General features: G+C 68.3%; 14 protein-coding genes. 9 read left to right on the top strand and 5 right to left on the bottom strand.

What is annotated here, in order from left to right; genetic code table 11:
- Positions 1 to 12 precede the first annotated feature (12 nt).
- Positions 13 to 318 carry a DUF7553 family protein gene (locus tag HTZ84_RS20660; RefSeq protein ID WP_254611791.1) on the bottom strand — a complete coding sequence of 102 codons (306 nt, stop codon included), beginning with the start codon at positions 316 to 318 and terminating at the stop codon, positions 13 to 15.
- 189 nt (positions 319 to 507) lie between these two features.
- Between HTZ84_RS20660 and HTZ84_RS20655 the strand changes: the two genes are divergently transcribed.
- From HTZ84_RS20655 to trpB, 3 genes are all read left to right on the top strand, one after another.
- Entirely contained in the window at positions 508 to 648 is a 141-nt protein-coding gene (locus HTZ84_RS20655) for a hypothetical protein (protein WP_174682393.1), read from the top strand.
- Between the two features lie 4 nt (positions 649 to 652).
- A complete protein-coding gene (locus HTZ84_RS20650; protein ID WP_174682392.1) occupies positions 653 to 1,636 on the top strand; it encodes a YeiH family protein in 984 nt (327 codons plus the stop codon).
- A 159-nt stretch (positions 1,637 to 1,795) separates the two neighbouring features.
- The gene (trpB, locus tag HTZ84_RS20645; RefSeq protein ID WP_174682391.1) at positions 1,796 to 2,947 is read left to right on the top strand and encodes a tryptophan synthase subunit beta; all 1,152 of its coding nucleotides are present in this window, start codon (positions 1,796 to 1,798) and stop codon (positions 2,945 to 2,947) included.
- 127 nt (positions 2,948 to 3,074) lie between these two features.
- Here the strand turns inward: trpB and HTZ84_RS20640 are convergent, their stop codons facing one another.
- A complete protein-coding gene (locus HTZ84_RS20640) occupies positions 3,075 to 4,136 on the bottom strand; it encodes a glycosyltransferase (protein WP_174682390.1) in 1,062 nt (353 codons plus the stop codon).
- Between the two features lie 205 nt (positions 4,137 to 4,341).
- A complete protein-coding gene (locus HTZ84_RS20635; RefSeq protein WP_174682389.1) occupies positions 4,342 to 5,028 on the bottom strand; it encodes a hypothetical protein in 687 nt (228 codons plus the stop codon).
- A gap of 316 nt (positions 5,029 to 5,344) precedes the next feature.
- On the opposite strand from HTZ84_RS20635, the gene HTZ84_RS20630 reads away from it, so the two are divergent.
- The 3 genes from HTZ84_RS20630 to HTZ84_RS20620 all read left to right on the top strand — a co-directional run bounded on the left by HTZ84_RS20630 (position 5,345) and on the right by HTZ84_RS20620 (position 9,057).
- Positions 5,345 to 7,165 (top strand): S9 family peptidase, encoded by a 1,821-nt coding sequence (locus HTZ84_RS20630; protein WP_174682388.1) that lies wholly within the window; start codon positions 5,345 to 5,347, stop codon positions 7,163 to 7,165.
- A 108-nt stretch (positions 7,166 to 7,273) separates the two neighbouring features.
- Positions 7,274 to 8,230: an ABC transporter ATP-binding protein gene (locus HTZ84_RS20625; protein WP_174682387.1), complete on the top strand. Its 957-nt coding sequence runs from the start codon at positions 7,274 to 7,276 to the stop codon at positions 8,228 to 8,230.
- Complete coding sequence (locus tag HTZ84_RS20620) at positions 8,227 to 9,057, top strand: ABC transporter permease (RefSeq protein WP_174682386.1); 831 nt, start codon at positions 8,227 to 8,229, stop codon at positions 9,055 to 9,057. Before HTZ84_RS20625 ends, HTZ84_RS20620 begins: the two co-directional genes overlap by 4 nt.
- Positions 9,058 to 9,111: 54 nt before the next feature.
- On the opposite strand, the gene HTZ84_RS20615 is transcribed toward HTZ84_RS20620, so the two are convergent.
- Positions 9,112 to 10,173, bottom strand: a complete 1,062-nt coding sequence (locus HTZ84_RS20615; RefSeq protein WP_174682385.1) for an NAD(P)-dependent glycerol-1-phosphate dehydrogenase — start codon at positions 10,171 to 10,173, stop codon at positions 9,112 to 9,114.
- Between the two features lie 127 nt (positions 10,174 to 10,300).
- Positions 10,301 to 11,290, bottom strand: a complete 990-nt coding sequence (locus HTZ84_RS20610) for an NAD-dependent epimerase/dehydratase family protein (RefSeq protein WP_174682384.1) — start codon at positions 11,288 to 11,290, stop codon at positions 10,301 to 10,303.
- A 175-nt stretch (positions 11,291 to 11,465) separates the two neighbouring features.
- On the opposite strand from HTZ84_RS20610, the gene HTZ84_RS20605 reads away from it, so the two are divergent.
- The 3 genes from HTZ84_RS20605 (at position 11,466) to HTZ84_RS20595 (ending at position 15,338) form a co-directional block, all read left to right on the top strand.
- Entirely contained in the window at positions 11,466 to 12,473 is a 1,008-nt protein-coding gene (locus HTZ84_RS20605) for an RAD55 family ATPase (RefSeq protein ID WP_174682383.1), read from the top strand.
- A gap of 175 nt (positions 12,474 to 12,648) precedes the next feature.
- Positions 12,649 to 14,814, top strand: a complete 2,166-nt coding sequence (locus HTZ84_RS20600) for a hypothetical protein (protein ID WP_174682382.1) — start codon at positions 12,649 to 12,651, stop codon at positions 14,812 to 14,814.
- A 104-nt stretch (positions 14,815 to 14,918) separates the two neighbouring features.
- Entirely contained in the window at positions 14,919 to 15,338 is a 420-nt protein-coding gene (locus HTZ84_RS20595) for a GIY-YIG nuclease family protein (protein ID WP_174682381.1), read from the top strand.
- The last annotated feature ends 72 nt before the right edge of the window (positions 15,339 to 15,410 follow it).

Below are 15,410 nucleotides of genomic sequence, written 5' to 3'. Positions count from 1 at the left end.
TTCTCGACCGCCTCACTCGGTTCTCGGCTGTTCGTCGCCGCCGCCCTCTTCGACGTACTCGAGGCAATGGTTCCGCGCGGAGAGGATGTGATCGACAGTCTCTCCCGACGCCTCCTCGGCTAATCCGTCGAGTTTCTCCGCGACCTCGACGATCCGATCGACCTTCGGTCCCGGTTCGGACTGGGTCAGGTGGCCCTCCTGTTCCTCGAAGACGCCCGCCGTGATCGAGTTCAACTGAGTGTCGATCGGACGGTCGGCGGTTTCGGTCGCCGCCTGCAGGCGCTCGCGCACCCGCTTCAGGTGTTCGTCGGCGCTCATACGTCAGTCGAGGGAGCGAGTGCGGAAGTGATCTCGCCCTGAATGGGACGCCCCGCCCGGTCGGTCCGGCGACACGCGTCGACGAGCCGCCGATCGGCGGAACGCTCGTCGCAGCGTACCGAAATACGCGGCGCGACCGCCGACGGAATCGAGAACAGTTAACTGCGACGTCACCCGAGCACGGGACACATGTCGATCGATGGCTGGCGGCCGACCGCCGTCGCCGCGATGAATCGCCGGAGGGGCCTCGAGCGCGACTGGCGGAGCGTCCGCGTCGGCGCGGCGATCGTCGCACCGGCGAGCGCGTTCGAACTGCAGGTCCCGCGGTGACACGATGAACGGCCGTCGACTGTTGCCGGGGCTGCTGGCCCTCTGTCTCGGCGCGATACTCGCCCGAGCGCTCGCCGTCTCGCTGGGGTTCAACCGGCTCCTGCTCGCGATCGCGCTCGGGTTCGTCGCGACGAACGCCGCGGGTATTCCCGACCGCCTCGAGCCCGGGATCGCGACGCACGGCCTGTGGCTGGCCGGGGGGATCGTGCTCATGGGCGCGTCGATCTCGCTCGGGACCGTCCTCGAGGTCGGCGGACTCGTCCTGCTGCTCGTGGTCGGCGTGACCGCGACGACGCTGCTCGCCGTCGAATTCCTCGCGCGCAACGTGTTCGGACTGGCCGATCGGATGGGGTCGCTGCTCGCGGCCGGCGCCAGTATCTGCGGCGTCTCGGCGGTCGTCGCGGTCGCGGGTGCCGTCAGCGCCCGCGAGGAACAGATCGCCTACGCGGCCGCGACGGTCCTCCTGTTCGACGCGATCACCATCGTCGTCTACCCGATCGTCGGCGACCTGCTGAACCTCTCCGGGATGGTGTTCGGCACGTGGGCCGGCGTCAGTATGTTCTCGACGGGCCCCGTCGTCGCCGTCGGCTTCGCCCACTCCGACGTCGCCGGCCAGTGGGCGACGATGACGAAGTTAGCGCGAAACGCCCTGATCGGCGTCGTCGTCCTCGCGTACGCGAGTTACTACGCCCACGCGGGTGGCGGCGGTCGCCCCTCCGTCCGGACGCTCTGGAACGAGTTCCCGACGTTCGTGCTGGGCTTTCTCGCACTCGCCGTCGTCTCGAGCGCGGGCGTCCTCTCTTCGGCCCAGGTGACCTCGATCGAGAACGCCTACGACTGGCTGTTCGTGCTCGCGTTCGTCGGCCTCGGAACCGAGATCAGACTCGCCGATCTCCGGGCGACCGGGCCGATGCCCGCCGTCGTCGTTCTACTGGCGTTGCTCGTCAGCAGCGGGCTCTCGCTCGCGGCGTTGCTGGTGCTGTTTTGACCGGGCGTCGAAGTAGCTACAGCTAGCACGCGTGTGCGCAGGCGCCAGCGACCCGGCGACCATCCTCACCGGTCGGCTCTCCCGGCCGCGAGCAACGCGCGCGCTCGAATCGGGCTCGCGCACGGAATATATTTGCCGTCGGCGCGCCACTGCGAACGTATGTCTGACGGTGCATTCGAAGGATACGGCGGGCGACACGTCCCCGACCCCCTGCAGGAGCCGCTCGAGCAGCTCGCGACCGCCTACGACGAGGTCGCCGATACCGACGACTTTCGATCGGAGCTACGCGGACTCCTCGAGGAGTTCGCCGGGCGACCGACGCCGCTGTACTACGCCGGCAACCTGAGCGACCGGTACGGCGCCGAGATCTACCTCAAGCGGGAGGATCTGCTCCACGGCGGCGCGCACAAGATCAACAACGCGCTCGGCCAGGCCCTGCTGGCTAAGCAATCCGGCCGAGAGCGGCTCATCGCCGAGACCGGCGCCGGCCAGCACGGCACCGCGACGGCGATGGTCGGCGCCCTGCTGGGCCTCGAGACGGAGATCTACATGGGGAAGAAAGACGTCGAGCGCCAGGAGATGAACGTCTTCCGGATGCGCCTGATGGGCGCCGAGGTCAACGAGGTGACCCGCGGCGACGAGGGGCTCGCGGACGCGGTCGACGCCGCGCTCGAGGACTTCGCCGAGAACGTCGAGAACACGCACTATCTGGTGGGTAGCGTCGTCGGTCCCGACCCGTTCCCGCGGATGGTCCGGGACTTCCAGAGCGTCATCGGCCGGGAGGCTCGCGAGCAGTTTCAGGAACGGACGGGCGACCTGCCCGACGCGGCGGTCGCCTGCGTCGGCGGCGGCTCGAACGCCATCGGGCTCTTCCACGCCTTCCGCGAGGACGACGTCGACTTCTACGGCGCCGAGGGCGGCGGCGAGGGGAGCGACTCGAGCAAGCACGCCGCGCCGCTCGCGAAGGGGAAAGACGACGTCATTCACGGGATGAAAACCCGCGTGATCGACGACGACGTCGAGGTCCACTCCGTCTCCGCCGGCCTCGACTACCCCGGCGTCGGCCCCGAACACGCCATGTTCCGCGCCGTCGGCCGCTGTGAGTACACCGGAATCACCGACGAGGAAGCCCTCGCCGCGTTCCGCGAACTGAGCGAAACGGAGGGGATCATCCCGGCCCTCGAGTCCAGCCACGCGATCGCGCGGGCGATCCAGTTGGCCGAAGCGGGCGACCACGAGACGATCCTCGTCAACCTCTCCGGCCGGGGCGATAAGGACATGGAGACCGCGGCCTCGAAGTTCGAACTGTAGACGTCTACCCGCTCTCCTCCTGCCGCTTACGGTCTGATCTGGTGCGATTCGCCAGCGCCGCGGCCGTCTCGAGATCGAGTCGATCCCGCGTCAACGAGGACCGTCCGTCGAGAACGACGGCGACCGCCTACAACAGCCCGTACTCCTCCCGAAGCGTCCGGTACTGCTCGAGGTATCGCTCGGCGACCGCCGAGCGGTCGTAGTCGGCGAACCGGTCGTCGAACGTCCGGTGTTCGAGGTCGCCGGCCGAGAGGATGGCGTCGGCGAGTTCGTCCTCGCTGGTCGTCCGGAACCCCCGCTCCCACCCCTCGACGAGTTCGTGGGCGCTCGAGTCGACGTGGTACTCGACGATGCCGACGCAGCCGGCGGCCAGCGCCCACAGCATCTCCGTGGGAAACACGCAGTGTTCGGCCGTCTGCGCGAAGACGTGGGCCCCGCGGTAGGCCGCGATCCGCTCCTCGAGCGAGCAGTCGCCGACGAAGGAGAGCCGGTCTTCGATCCGGAGGTCCCTCGCGAGTCGCTCGTAGGCCTCGCGTTCGGGCCCGTCGCCGATCACGGTCGCGGTCCAGTCGCGACCGCGGAGTTCCGCCAGCCCGAGCAGGACGCTCTCTAAGTTCGCCCCCTCGTCGAGCCGCCGGGCGTAGACCACGTCGACGCGATCGTCTGGCGTCACGTCCCGAACGCGCTCGAGGTCGATCGGGTTGGGTACCGTCTCGACGCGGTCGCCGTCGGCGCCGCGTTCGCGGACCCACGTGGCGACGAGCTCCGAGGGCGCGACGATCCGATCGGCCCGTCCCGTCGCCCGTCTGGTCCACCGATCGTCGTCGACGCCGCCGTCGCCGTACCACTCGGCGACCAGCGGCGCCCGCGCGAGCCGCGCCCCCCAGCCGGCCGCCAGCAGCGCGGTCGGCGGCCGTGCGTTCGCGTGGACGATATCCGGTCCGGCCGCCCCGAGGTCGAACGGGAGCCGCAGGCAAAACGAGCGCCGGGCGTCGGGGTCGTCCGTGACGGCCCGGTAGGTGACGTCGTCGCGCTCGAGCGTCGGCGAGTCGCCGTCCCAAAATCGCGCACAGAACAGGTGGACGTCGTGGCCCGCGTCGCCTAAGAGTTCAAGCGTCGACTGGAGGCGCCGGTTCGTCTCGGTATCGCGGTGGTGTACCGTTTCGAGCGAGACGAACGCGATTCGCATACTCGGTCGCCACGCACCCCCCGGCTATAAAGTCACTTTTTTCGTCCCGTTGACGCACCGACGCTCGTCGCGAGGTGACGTCGGTGCGGCTCGAGTCCCGCGAGCCGAGCGGCTCTCGCGAGAGACGATCGCGTACTGCTCCGGAACGAGAGACGAATAACACGAGCCGGGTCGGACGCTGAGCCGTCGAGCCGTTTCGAACCGATCACTCGCCGTCACCGACCGGGAGCACGTCGCTGAAGAGGCCGGTGATTCGATCGACGATGGAACTCCCGTCGTCGCCGTCGCCTTCCGCCGGGGTCGCCGCGTCTTCCGAACTGTCGTCCTCCGCCGACTCGGATTCACCGGCCGTGTCGTTTTCGTCGTCAGCACCGTCTCCGTCGCCGGCTTCAGCGTCCTCGTCCGACTCGTCACCATCCGTGTCGGTCTCGTTATTGTCCGTCTCGTTGCCAGACCCACCGTCCGCATCGTCCGTCTCGTCTTCCCCGCCGTTCTCATCGCCTTCGCTGCCTTCGTCTCCCGAATCGTTCTCCTCGTTTTCACCGTCCTCGTCGTCGATATCACTGCCGTCCGACTCGCTCTCGCTCGAGTCGTTCCCGTCGTCCGAATCGTTCTCGCCGTCCGAAACGTTTCCGTCAGCGCCCTCGTCTCGGTCCGGAGCGTCGTTGGCCGCGGCGTCCTCTGCTTCCTCGGCCGCAGCCCCGTCGTCCTCGAGCCCGTCGATATCGACCGACTCCTCGCTGTCGGTGGCCTCCGACTCGCCGGTCGAAAACCCGACGCCGATCGCGGCGATCGTCAGCCCGAACGCGACGAGCACGACGACCACCATCGCGAGGACCGCGCCGGTCGAGACGCGCTCGCCGCCGTCGGGTTCGCCCCCAGTATCTTGCATCGTATCGCAGGCTTTCGGCTCGAGGCAGTTTGTTACGCGTTGCGATCAGGCACCGATTCGCCGAGTCGAACGGCGCTCTGCGCGGGCGTGCGCGTCGCAGACGCCGGAATCGATCGTTTCGTCCGCGGGACTCGATCGCTCGCCGCTGTAAGATCACCCTAGCCGCGTTACGATGCCGAACCGATTTGGGACAACGCGGTTCGACGCGCGATCGCTCTCGACTGCGACCGGCGGCGGGCGGTCGGGGCTCGTCGATCCCCGGCAACGGCATCGCCTCAACCCAAACCACTACCCACTCGAGGCGTCATCCCCGTGTATGGGCAGCTACGACATCGAACGCTACCTCAATATTCGAAGCGCCTACGGGACCTCCTTCGGTCCGGACGGCGAGCGGCTCTCTTTCCTGATGAACACGACCGGGACGCCCCAGGTCTGGACCCTCGACGAAGCCCGCGCGTGGCCCGAGCAGCGGACCTTCTACGACGAACGGGTGACCTTCGCCTCGTGGTCGCCCGAGCGGCCGGAACTGATCTTCGGGATGGACGAGGGCGGCAACGAGCGCGCCCAGCTCTTCAGACTCGACGCCGAGACGGGCGAGATCGAGAACCTGACGGCGATGCCCGACGCCAAACACCGGTGGGGCGGCTGGAGCCACGACGGCGAGCGGTTCGCCTTCGCCTCCAACCGCCGCGACGAGTCGGTCTTCGACATCTACGTGCAGAGCCGCGACGAGCGCGGAGACGAGGCCAAACTCGTCTACGAGGGCGACGGCTGGCTCTCGCTGTCCGGCTGGAGCCCCGACGACTCTCGGCTGCTGGTCTCGCGGGCCTACTCGAACTTCGACCAGGATCTGTACGTGCTCGACCTCGCAGCCGACGAGTCCGACCTCGAGCACCTCACGCCCCACGAGGGCGACGTCCGCTACCAGAGCGCCAGTTGGACCCCGGACGGTGAGGGGATCTACCTCGTCACCGACGAGGGCGACGCCGACACGCTCTATCTCGCCTACCTCGACCTCGAGACCGGAACTCTCGAGACGGTCGCCGACGGAGACGGGTGGAACGTCGGCGGCATCGCGCTGGACGACGAGACGGGCCGGTTCGTCTACTCCCGAAACGTGGAGGGCTACACTGACCTGACCGTGGGCGAATTCGACGGGAGCGATCCCACCGCGTTCGAGACCTTCCCCGAACCCGACCTCCCGGGCGGCATCTCCGGCGGCGTGAGCTTCGATCCCGACGCCGAGCGCTTCGCGCTGTCGACGACCGGCGACGCGGTCAACACGAACGTCTTCGTCGTCGACGTCGAGAGCGGCGAGACCGAGCAGTGGACGAGCGCGCCGACGGCGGGCATCCCCACCGAATCGTTCGACGACTCCGAACTGGTCCACGTCGAGAGCTTCGACGGACTCGAGGTTCCGGGCTTCTTCACGCTCCCCGAGGACTCCGAGGAAGGGAATACGCCCGTCATCGTCGACATCCACGGCGGTCCGGAGAGCCAACGTCGGCCCTCCTTCTCGTCCGTCAAACAGTACTTCCTCGACCGGGGCTACGCCTACTTCGAGCCCAACGTCCGGGGCTCGTCGGGCTACGGCGCCGACTACGCCGCCCTCGACGACGTCGAGAAGCGGATGGACTCCGTCGCGGACATCGAAGCGTGCGTCGAGTGGCTGCAAGAGCACCCCGCGGTCGACCCCGACCGGATCGCCGCCAAGGGCGGTTCCTACGGCGGCTTCATGGTCCTCGCGGCGCTGACCGAGTACCCCGACCTCTGGGCCGCCGGCGTCGACGTCGTCGGCATCGCCAACTTCGTCACGTTTCTCGAGAACACGGGAGATTGGCGCCGGGAACTCCGCGAGGCCGAGTACGGCTCGCTCGCGGATGATCGCGAGTTCCTCGAGGAAATCTCGCCGACGAACAACATCGAGAACATCGAGGCGCCGCTGTTCGTCCTCCACGGCGAGAACGATCCCCGCGTCCCCGTCGGCGAGGCCGAACAGATCGCCGAGAAAGCCGAAGCGCAGGGCGTCCCCGTCCGCAAGCTGATCTTCGAGGACGAAGGCCACGGCTTCTCGAAGCTCGAGAACCGCATCGAGGCCTACTCCGAAATCGCCGACTTCCTCGACGACCACGTCTGAGCGACTCGAGACGGAGCCGGTTCACCGAGTGTATCATCGCAAAAAATCTGTTACTAGTTATCTATTCACTGAGCAAGGCTTACATTTCAGCGGTCGGGAAATACATGTATGACAGCTATCAAAACAGCCGCCCTGACCAAACGGTACGGCGAGGACGTCCTCGCGGTCGACGGCCTCGACCTGACCGTCGAAGACGGCGAAGTCTTCGGCTTCCTCGGCCCGAACGGCGCCGGGAAGTCGACGACGATCAACATGCTGTTGGACTTCGTTCGCCCCTCCGACGGAACCGCGACGGTGCTCGGACTCGACGCGCAAGACGACACCGACGAGATCCGCCACCGAATCGGCGTCCTCCCCGAAGGCGCGAGCGTCTACGACCGACTCACCGCGCGCGAACACCTCCAGTGGGTCATCGATACCAAGGGAACCGACGACGACCCGGACGCCCTCTTAGAGCGGGTCGGACTCACCAGCGAAGACGGCGATCGAGCCGCCGGCGGCTACTCGAAGGGGATGACCCAGCGACTGGGCTTCGGCATGGCGCTGGTCGGCGACCCCGACCTCCTCATCCTCGACGAACCCTCTTCGGGACTCGACCCCACGGGAATGCAGGAGATGCGCGAGATCATCCAGCAGGAGGCCGACCGCGGTACAACGGTCTTCTTCTCGAGTCACATCCTCGGCGAGGTCGAGGCCGTCTGCGACCGGATCGGAATCATGAACGACGGGAATCTGGTCGCGACCGGCACGCTCGACGACCTGCAGGGCGACCTCGACCTCGGCGCGCCGATCTCGCTCGAGGTCGCGACGGTGCCCGACTCGCTCGCCCTCGAACGAGTCGAGGGCGTCCGCTCGGTCAGCGTCGAGGGGACGACGATCACGGCGACCTGCGCCGACCCCTCGGTCAAGGTCGACGTCGTCGAGCGCGTCGCCGCGACGACGACCGTCGAAGACATCATCTCCGAGGACACCTCGCTCGAGCAGCTGTTCAACACCTACACGAACGGCGAGCGCGCGGCAGACGGAGACGAGGCCGAGATACCGGCGCCGGAGGTGTCGGCATGAGCACGTTGGCCGTCGCGAAGAAGGACTTCCTCGACGTTCGGCGAGCCAAGATCGTCTGGTTCGTCTCCAGCCTCTACGTGCTCATCGCGGTGTTGATGTTCTACTTCGGTCAGAATAACACTGAGAACCCCGAGTTCTACTACGCGCTGACCGGACTGACCGGCAACGGGGCGATGATCCTCACCCTCGTCGCGCTCGTGACCGCCTATCTGGCCATCGCCGGCGAACGCGAGTCCGGGAGCATCAAGTATATGCTCTCGATTCCGAACAGTCGCCGCGACGTCGTCCTCGGGAAGTTCCTCACCCGTTCGGCCGTCGTCGTGGGATCGATCCTCGTCGGCTTCGGGATCGGCGCCGTTCTCGGGGTCCTCTGGTATCCGTCGGTCGACGTCGAGATGTTCCTCGGAGCGCTCGCGCTGACGATCCTGTTTACCCTAACGTACGTCTCGGTCGCGATCGGCATCTCCGCCGCGACGGCCTCGCGATCGCGGGCGATGGGCGGGACGATCGGCTTTTTCTTCGTGACGACCGTCCTCGCCCTCTTCAGAATGGTGAGCTTCGCGCTCGACTGGGTCCTCAACGACCTCCTCGGCCTCGAGCTCTCCCAGAACGCTCTCACCTTCATCGAGGCGCTCATGAGTCCGATCATGGCCTTCTCCGGAGCGATCGAGCTCGTCTTCCCCGATCAGGCCGCACAGGCGGCGCAGTCGGCCGCGGAGACCCCGTGGTACCTCGAGGGCGAGACGATGGTCGTCATCTTGCTGGCGTGGCTGATCGTCCCGCTCGTGCTCGGTATCTGGCGGTTCGAACGCGCCGATCTGGGCTGATCGCCGTCCCTCACCTCGGCTCCAACCGATGTCAGTCGACCCGCGTTCCACAAATCAGTCGATGACGCCCGTTTTCGTCGCCACCTCGAGGGCGGCCCGCTCGTTCATCCCGTCGCCCAGAATGGTGTAACGGTCGCGGATCTCGTGGCAGGTCGTCAGCGCCTCGATCACGGTCTCGTCGTCGATGCCGAGTTCGACGGCGGTCGTCGGCGCGTCGATGCTCGAGAGGGCGTCCCGAATGTCCCGCCAGATACCGTCCTCGCCGCCGTGTAAGTAGGCGGTCATGATCGAGCCGACGCCGACCTGGTGGCCGTGGAGGGCCGCGTCGGGCGCCAGCCGGTCGAGTTGGTGCGAGAAGAGGTGTTCGGCGCCGCTGGCGGGCCGCGAGGAGTCGGCGATGCTCATCGCGACCCCCGAGGACATCAGCGCCTTGCTGACGACCCAGGCCGACTCCTCGAGTCCCGGGCGGATGAGATCGGCGTTGTCGACTAAGATCTCGGCGGTCATCTCCGAGAGCGCGGCGGCGTACTCGGAGTACTCGACGTCCTTGAGCCGCTTGGCGAGCCGCCAGTCCATCACGGCGGTGTAGTTGGAGATGATGTCGGCACAGCCCGCGGTCGTCAGTTCCCACGGGGCCTGCGAGAGCACTTCGGTGTCGGCGACGACCGCCAGCGGCGGCTTGGCCGCGACGCTGTGGCGGGTGTCGCCGTCCGGGACGGAGCCCCGATTGCTGATGACGCCGTCGTGACTGGCCGCCGTCGGCACCGACAGAAAGCCCATCTCGAGGTGGTGGCTGGCCATCTTGGCGATGTCGATGGCCTTGCCGCCGCCGATGCCGATCAGGTAGGCGGCCTCTGCGGCCTCGGCGGCCTCGATCACGTCCTCGACGGCCTCGAAGGACGCCGTCTCGACGGTGACGACGGCGGGGTCGATCCCGGCGGCCTCGAAATCGGCCGCGATCGGGTCCGCCGCGACGTCCTTCGGCGTCGGACTGGTCACGAACAGCGGCCGGCCCTGCAGGTGCAGATCGTCGACGACGTCGACGACCCGGTCGATGACGCCGTGCCCGACCACGACGTTGCGCGGCAGGCGAATCCACGTCGACTTCTCGAACATACTCGCTCTGAGTCACCCGCGGGCTATGTGTTTTTCCTGTCGAATCGAGCGTGACGGTTCGGTCGTCCGAGGAATCCGCGGGAGCGACCACGGATTGTGACCGATCCTCGCAGGCACTCAGAACGCGTCAGAACGTATCGAGAATCCCGAGCACGCGCTCCTCGGCCTCCCGATCGGGCCCGTGCTCGCTCCCGTCGCGGTCGCTCTCGAGGTGGGCGTCGACCGCCCGTTCCATCGCCTCGGCGGGCGGCGTCGCCTCCCAGCCGAGCGCGGCGAGTTTCGCCGTCGAGAGGACGTGCGGGTAGTCCCGATAGAGCACGTAGTCGTCGAGTTCGATGTCGCCGGCGGCGAGTTCGCGCGGGCCGGCGGTGACGATGTCGACGTCGGTCGCGAGTTGGTCCGCGATCAGTTCGACCATCTCCGAGAGCGTGACGAGCCGCCGATCGCCGACGTTGTAGGCCTCGCCGGGCTCGCCGCGCTCGGCGACGATCCGCAACGCGGCGGCGACGTCCTCGACGTACGCGCGGTGCCAGACGTTGGTTCCGTCGCCGGGGACGACGACGCGGTCGAAGCGGTTCACGCGGTCGATCCACCAGTCGAGGCGCTCCGTGTAGTCGTGAGGGCCGTAGACGACCGGCGGACGGACGCTCATCGCGTTCACTCCCTGCTCGGCGGCCGCGAAGACGGCCCGGTCGCCCTCGGCCTTCCGATTGCCGTAGCTCTCGCTCGAGTCGTCGGTCGCCTGGTCGGGCGTACAGGGCTCGAGGGGCGTCTCGCCCTCCCGCTTGGGAATGTCCTCGCGGCCGTAGGCCGAGCCGCTGGAGACGTAGACGTAGGCCTCGCAGTCCGCGAAGATCCGCGTCGCCTCGCGGACGTCCCGGGGCTGGTAGGCCACGCAGTCGAAGACCGCGTCCGGGTCGACGGTCGTCGCGGCCGCCTCGAGGGCCGCTTCGTTCGTCCGGTCGCCCTCGACGCGGTCGACCCGGTCGTCGTCCGCGAAGGGGTTCTCGTGAGTCCCCCGATTGAGGATCGTCACGTCGTAGCCGTGCTCGAGGAGCTCTTCGACGAGGTGGCGGCCGATGAAGCGCGTGCCGCCGATAACGAGTGCGTCGTCCATATCCGATCCTCGACGGTCGCGTGGAAAACGGTGGCGAACCGGACGACGATCAGAGCCGCTCGCCGTCGGCGAGTCCGGCCGACCGCCGCGACGGAAGTGACTACTCGACGCGGACGAAAGTCACTCGCGGAACGAACTGGTTCTTTTTCCCCGTTCGTCGTAGCCGACGGTATCCATGACGTCACAACAGCGGCCGGAGCGCTCTCCCGAGTATCCCCTCGAGTGCGACCACTGTCACTATCCGATCCCCGGCGAACCCGAAGAGACCGACGACGGGCAGTTCTGTTCGACGACCTGTCTCGAAGCCGACGAGGAGGGAGACGAGGTGCCCGATCCGAGCGCGTACAAGCGCATCGTCACGGGCGTCGAGCCCCTCGACTCACTGGTACCGAACGGCGTCCCCGCCGATTCGTTCGTCTGTCTGTCGGGGGAGGCGGGGACCCGCCGGAGCGAACTGCTGACCGAACTCGTCTGGCGCGCCGTCGAGCGCGGCGAACCGGCCGTCATCCTGACCGCGACCACGCCGCCGGCGGCGGTCCTCGAGCGCTTCTTCGAGAACGGCTGGAACGTCCTGCCGGCCCTCGAGGACGACCGTCTCCGACTCGTCGACTGCTTCACTCGCCGGCTCGCCGACCCCGACGCGTTCCGCGACCACCGCGGCGAGTGGATCGAGTTCGTCGGCGAGGCCGCCGCCGACTCGATCGTCCCGATCGAGGAGCCGACCGACGTCGAGCCGATCCTGCGGGAGCTGAACGCGGCGCTCGACGACCTCGAGATGACCGAGACCGGGCTGGTCGCGATCGATTCGCTGAGCGAACTCGCTCGCGGCCTCGAGACGGATCACGTCCACGAGTTCGTCACGGAAACGCGGGCGACGGTCTGCAAGGCGCGGTACGTGCCGATCTTCGGCGGCAGGACGGCCGGCGACGAGGGCGTCGCAATTGACGAATCGATCTTCGACGGCGTCGTCGACCTGCGGCTGGCCGATCACCTCGAGCCGGATACGCGACTCCGGCAGCTGGGCGTCCGGAAGCTCACCGGCGCCCGCTTTCTCCCCCAATGGATCACCTACGAGTACGAACCGGTTCGGGGCCTCCTCGCGTCCGTCGTGGAGACCGCCGGACAGGCGACGCCCGGCGGCCCGCCGTCGCGGGAAATGCAGGGCGTCCGGGAGCGGCGCTGACACGTTCGGGCGCGTGCACGCTAGCGCGCGCTTTCCTTTTATCCGCCCGGGCGGTCCACCACACGATGTCGACAGCACCGCGGTGCCGGCCCCGCCCGCGACCGGCCGGTAGCGCACGGCCAGGAATCGAGACGAGTGACCACCGAGCGACCACAGCGCCACCACAGTCACAGCCATGAACGACCGATACGACCGCGACCGACGAGACCGAGGCACCGACCGCTCGAGCGACGCCGAGCGAGACGATCGGTATCGCGAGTCCGAGGGACGACAGCACCACGACGACCGCGGCTGGTTACACGGACTCTACAGCCGCGGCGGCAGCGAGGACACGGGCGCGAACGGCCCGTCCCGAGACCGTTCCGAAGAGGCTTCTCGAGGCCGCTCGGAGGAGTGGCACAGTTCGGAGGAAGACGTCCGCGGGACCGCCGGCGAACCGGACTACGGCCGCCAGTCGGCCGGCGGGGACCGCCAGCGGGGTCGCCGCGAGGAGGCCGGCCGCGGCGAGCGAACGCAGCGCGGCCAGCAGGGCCGCGAGATGGGCGGCCAGCAGGGCCAACGCGGACAGCCTCAGCAGAATCGGGGCGGCCGAGGCCAGCAGGGCGGCCAGGAGAGCGGGTTCGAAACCAACGCGATTCGTGAGTCGAACCTCCAGTACGGCGGCGAGGCCCGCCACGAGCGTCAGCAGTCCCAGCCACAGGGGGGTCAGCGGCCCCAGCAGATGGGCGACCAACAGCGCCGGAGCGGCCGGCAGGGCCAGCAGGGTCAGCCCCAACAGCACGGCCAGCAGAGGCAGCCCCAACAGCGCGGCCAGCAGGGTCGCCAGCACATGGGTGAGCAGCAGCACGGACAGACGGGAGGCCAGCGCGGCCAGCAGAACCAACGAATGGGCGGTCGACAACGCGGCGGCCAGCAGACCCGTCAGGGAACGGGCGAACAACAGGGCGGGCAGCGAAGACAACAGTCGCCCCAGCGCGGGTCTCAGGGGTACGAACAGCGCGGCCAACAGGGACAGGGCCGCGAGCGAACCGGGCAGTACGAGCAACACGGCGGTTACGAACAGTCCCGCCGCGAACGACAGCGCCAGCCCGGGAGCCAGTTCGAACCCGACGTGAGCGACGAGGCAGACCTCGAGTACGGCGCCGAAGCGCGCCGGCGACAGAGCGGCGCCCAGTCCCAGCCCCCCGAAGGCCGACGAGAGCAGCGCGGTCAACAGCGCCAGCAACAGACCGGCGGTCAACAGCGTCGGCGACAGACCGGCGGTCAGCGCGGTCGCCAGGGAATGGGCGGCCAGCAAAATCGCCAACAGACGGGCGGCCAACGCGGACAGCAGACGAGCGGTCAACAGCGCGGGCGGCGAGAACGCCAGCAGACGGGACGACAACAGGGCCAGCGCGGCCGGTCCCACCAAGGTCAGCAGAGCGGCTTCGAGACCGACGCGATTCGGGAGTCGAACCTCCAGTACGGCGGCGAGGCGCGTCACGAGCGCCAGCAGTCCCAGCCGCAGGGCGGCCAGCAGCCCCAGCAGATGGGCGACCAGCAGCCCCAACAGATGGGCGACCAGCAGCGTCGTCCCGACCAGCGGGGCGGGCGCGAACGCGGAACCAACGAACGAATGCCCCGCGGCGAGACGGAGATGCGGGACCAACGGAACCAGCAGGACCGCCGCGAGCGCGGCGATCGGGGCCAACAGCAGGACCAGCGACGCCAGCGCGGGCACGGCGACGCCTCTCAGCAGGGCGGCAGCCAGCAGGGCTTCCAGCGCGGGCACGAGCGCCGTAACGAGGCCCGGCAGGGCGACGCCCAGCGCGGCCAACGAGGTCGTGGACAGCAGTCCGATCGCGGTCAGGGCCAGTACAACCAGCAGAGTCAGGGTCAACGCGGCCAGCAACACCAGGGCCAGCGCGGCCAGCCCCGCGCCGGCCGCGCACAGCAGGGCGGCGGCCAACGGACCGGCGACCGGGGCGATACCGGCTCTCCCGAACAGTATCAGCCCGAGAATCGGTCCGGCGGCGGCCTCGAGCACCAGCCCCAGAGCCGGCGCTCCGAGCAGGGCGACTGGACCGACGAACCGGAGTTCGACCGGGAGTACCGGAGCCCGAACGATCGGGCGTCCCGGCGCGCCGACGACCGCGGCGAGCAGGGCCACAACCGCGACTGGAACCGCGAGCGCGATCAGCCCTCCTCGACCGACCGCGGCGACCAGTCGAGCCAGGGGCTCCCCGGCGGCGGCGACGAGCACCAGCAGAGCCAGCACGAGGACGAGGACATGGGCAGCCGACGGCACGTCCACGAGAACGATCCCGTTCCGCGAGACGACGAGCAGGATCGCGATCGCTAACGGCCGTTTCCGTCTCCGTCCGCCTCGAGTCGATCCAAGTCGATCCGACCCCACCGCGTTTCGAACCGACCTCGTTTTTGTCGCTTCGCGCCCGACGCTCGACTATGAGCGAGAGCGGCACCTACGTGCTCGTCGTCGACGTCCCGCGAGCGACGACCCTCGAGGTCGGTGCGCTGGGCGAGCGCGACTTCGCCGACGGAACCTACGCTTACGTCGGCAGCGCCTTCGGTCCCGGCGGCTTCGCTCGAATCGATCGCCACCGCGAACTCGCCCGCGGCGAGCGCGACACGCGACACTGGCACATCGACTACCTGCTCGGACACGATGAGACGCGTCTCGAGGCCGCGGTTACGTTCCCCGACGCCGACCGGGAGTGCGAACTGGCGACGTCGCTACCGGGCGAACAGGTCGACGGCTTCGGGGCTTCGGACTGTGACTGTGCGGGGCACCTCCTCGCCACGTCGGACGCCGAGACCATTCGGACGGCCGCCGTCGCTGAGGGCGGTCGTCTTCGTTTCGAGTAGGCCCACTATCTCAAACTCTCGACTGCGACGGGTCGACACGGCGATTTATGGGCTATCGTGTGGAGTGGTGTC

This window comes from Haloterrigena gelatinilytica (genome assembly GCF_013342145.1).
Lineage (GTDB): Archaea > Halobacteriota > Halobacteria > Halobacteriales > Natrialbaceae > Haloterrigena > Haloterrigena gelatinilytica.
The sequence above is the reverse complement of the archived record's forward strand: the minus strand, read 5'-3'. Positions and strand labels throughout refer to the sequence as shown.

Coding starts and splice junctions, on each gene's coding strand:
- HTZ84_RS20660 (WP_254611791.1), bottom strand. CDS start 318: ATGAGCGCCGACGAACACCTGAAGCGGGTGCGCGAGCGCCTGCAGGCG.
- HTZ84_RS20655 (WP_174682393.1), top strand. CDS start 508: ATGTCGATCGATGGCTGGCGGCCGACCGCCGTCGCCGCGATGAATCGC.
- HTZ84_RS20650 (WP_174682392.1), top strand. CDS start 653: ATGAACGGCCGTCGACTGTTGCCGGGGCTGCTGGCCCTCTGTCTCGGC.
- trpB (WP_174682391.1), top strand. CDS start 1,796: ATGTCTGACGGTGCATTCGAAGGATACGGCGGGCGACACGTCCCCGAC.
- HTZ84_RS20640 (WP_174682390.1), bottom strand. CDS start 4,136: ATGCGAATCGCGTTCGTCTCGCTCGAAACGGTACACCACCGCGATACC.
- HTZ84_RS20635 (WP_174682389.1), bottom strand. CDS start 5,028: ATGCAAGATACTGGGGGCGAACCCGACGGCGGCGAGCGCGTCTCGACC.
- HTZ84_RS20630 (WP_174682388.1), top strand. CDS start 5,345: ATGGGCAGCTACGACATCGAACGCTACCTCAATATTCGAAGCGCCTAC.
- HTZ84_RS20625 (WP_174682387.1), top strand. CDS start 7,274: ATGACAGCTATCAAAACAGCCGCCCTGACCAAACGGTACGGCGAGGAC.
- HTZ84_RS20620 (WP_174682386.1), top strand. CDS start 8,227: ATGAGCACGTTGGCCGTCGCGAAGAAGGACTTCCTCGACGTTCGGCGA.
- HTZ84_RS20615 (WP_174682385.1), bottom strand. CDS start 10,173: ATGTTCGAGAAGTCGACGTGGATTCGCCTGCCGCGCAACGTCGTGGTC.
- HTZ84_RS20610 (WP_174682384.1), bottom strand. CDS start 11,290: ATGGACGACGCACTCGTTATCGGCGGCACGCGCTTCATCGGCCGCCAC.
- HTZ84_RS20605 (WP_174682383.1), top strand. CDS start 11,466: ATGACGTCACAACAGCGGCCGGAGCGCTCTCCCGAGTATCCCCTCGAG.
- HTZ84_RS20600 (WP_174682382.1), top strand. CDS start 12,649: ATGAACGACCGATACGACCGCGACCGACGAGACCGAGGCACCGACCGC.
- HTZ84_RS20595 (WP_174682381.1), top strand. CDS start 14,919: ATGAGCGAGAGCGGCACCTACGTGCTCGTCGTCGACGTCCCGCGAGCG.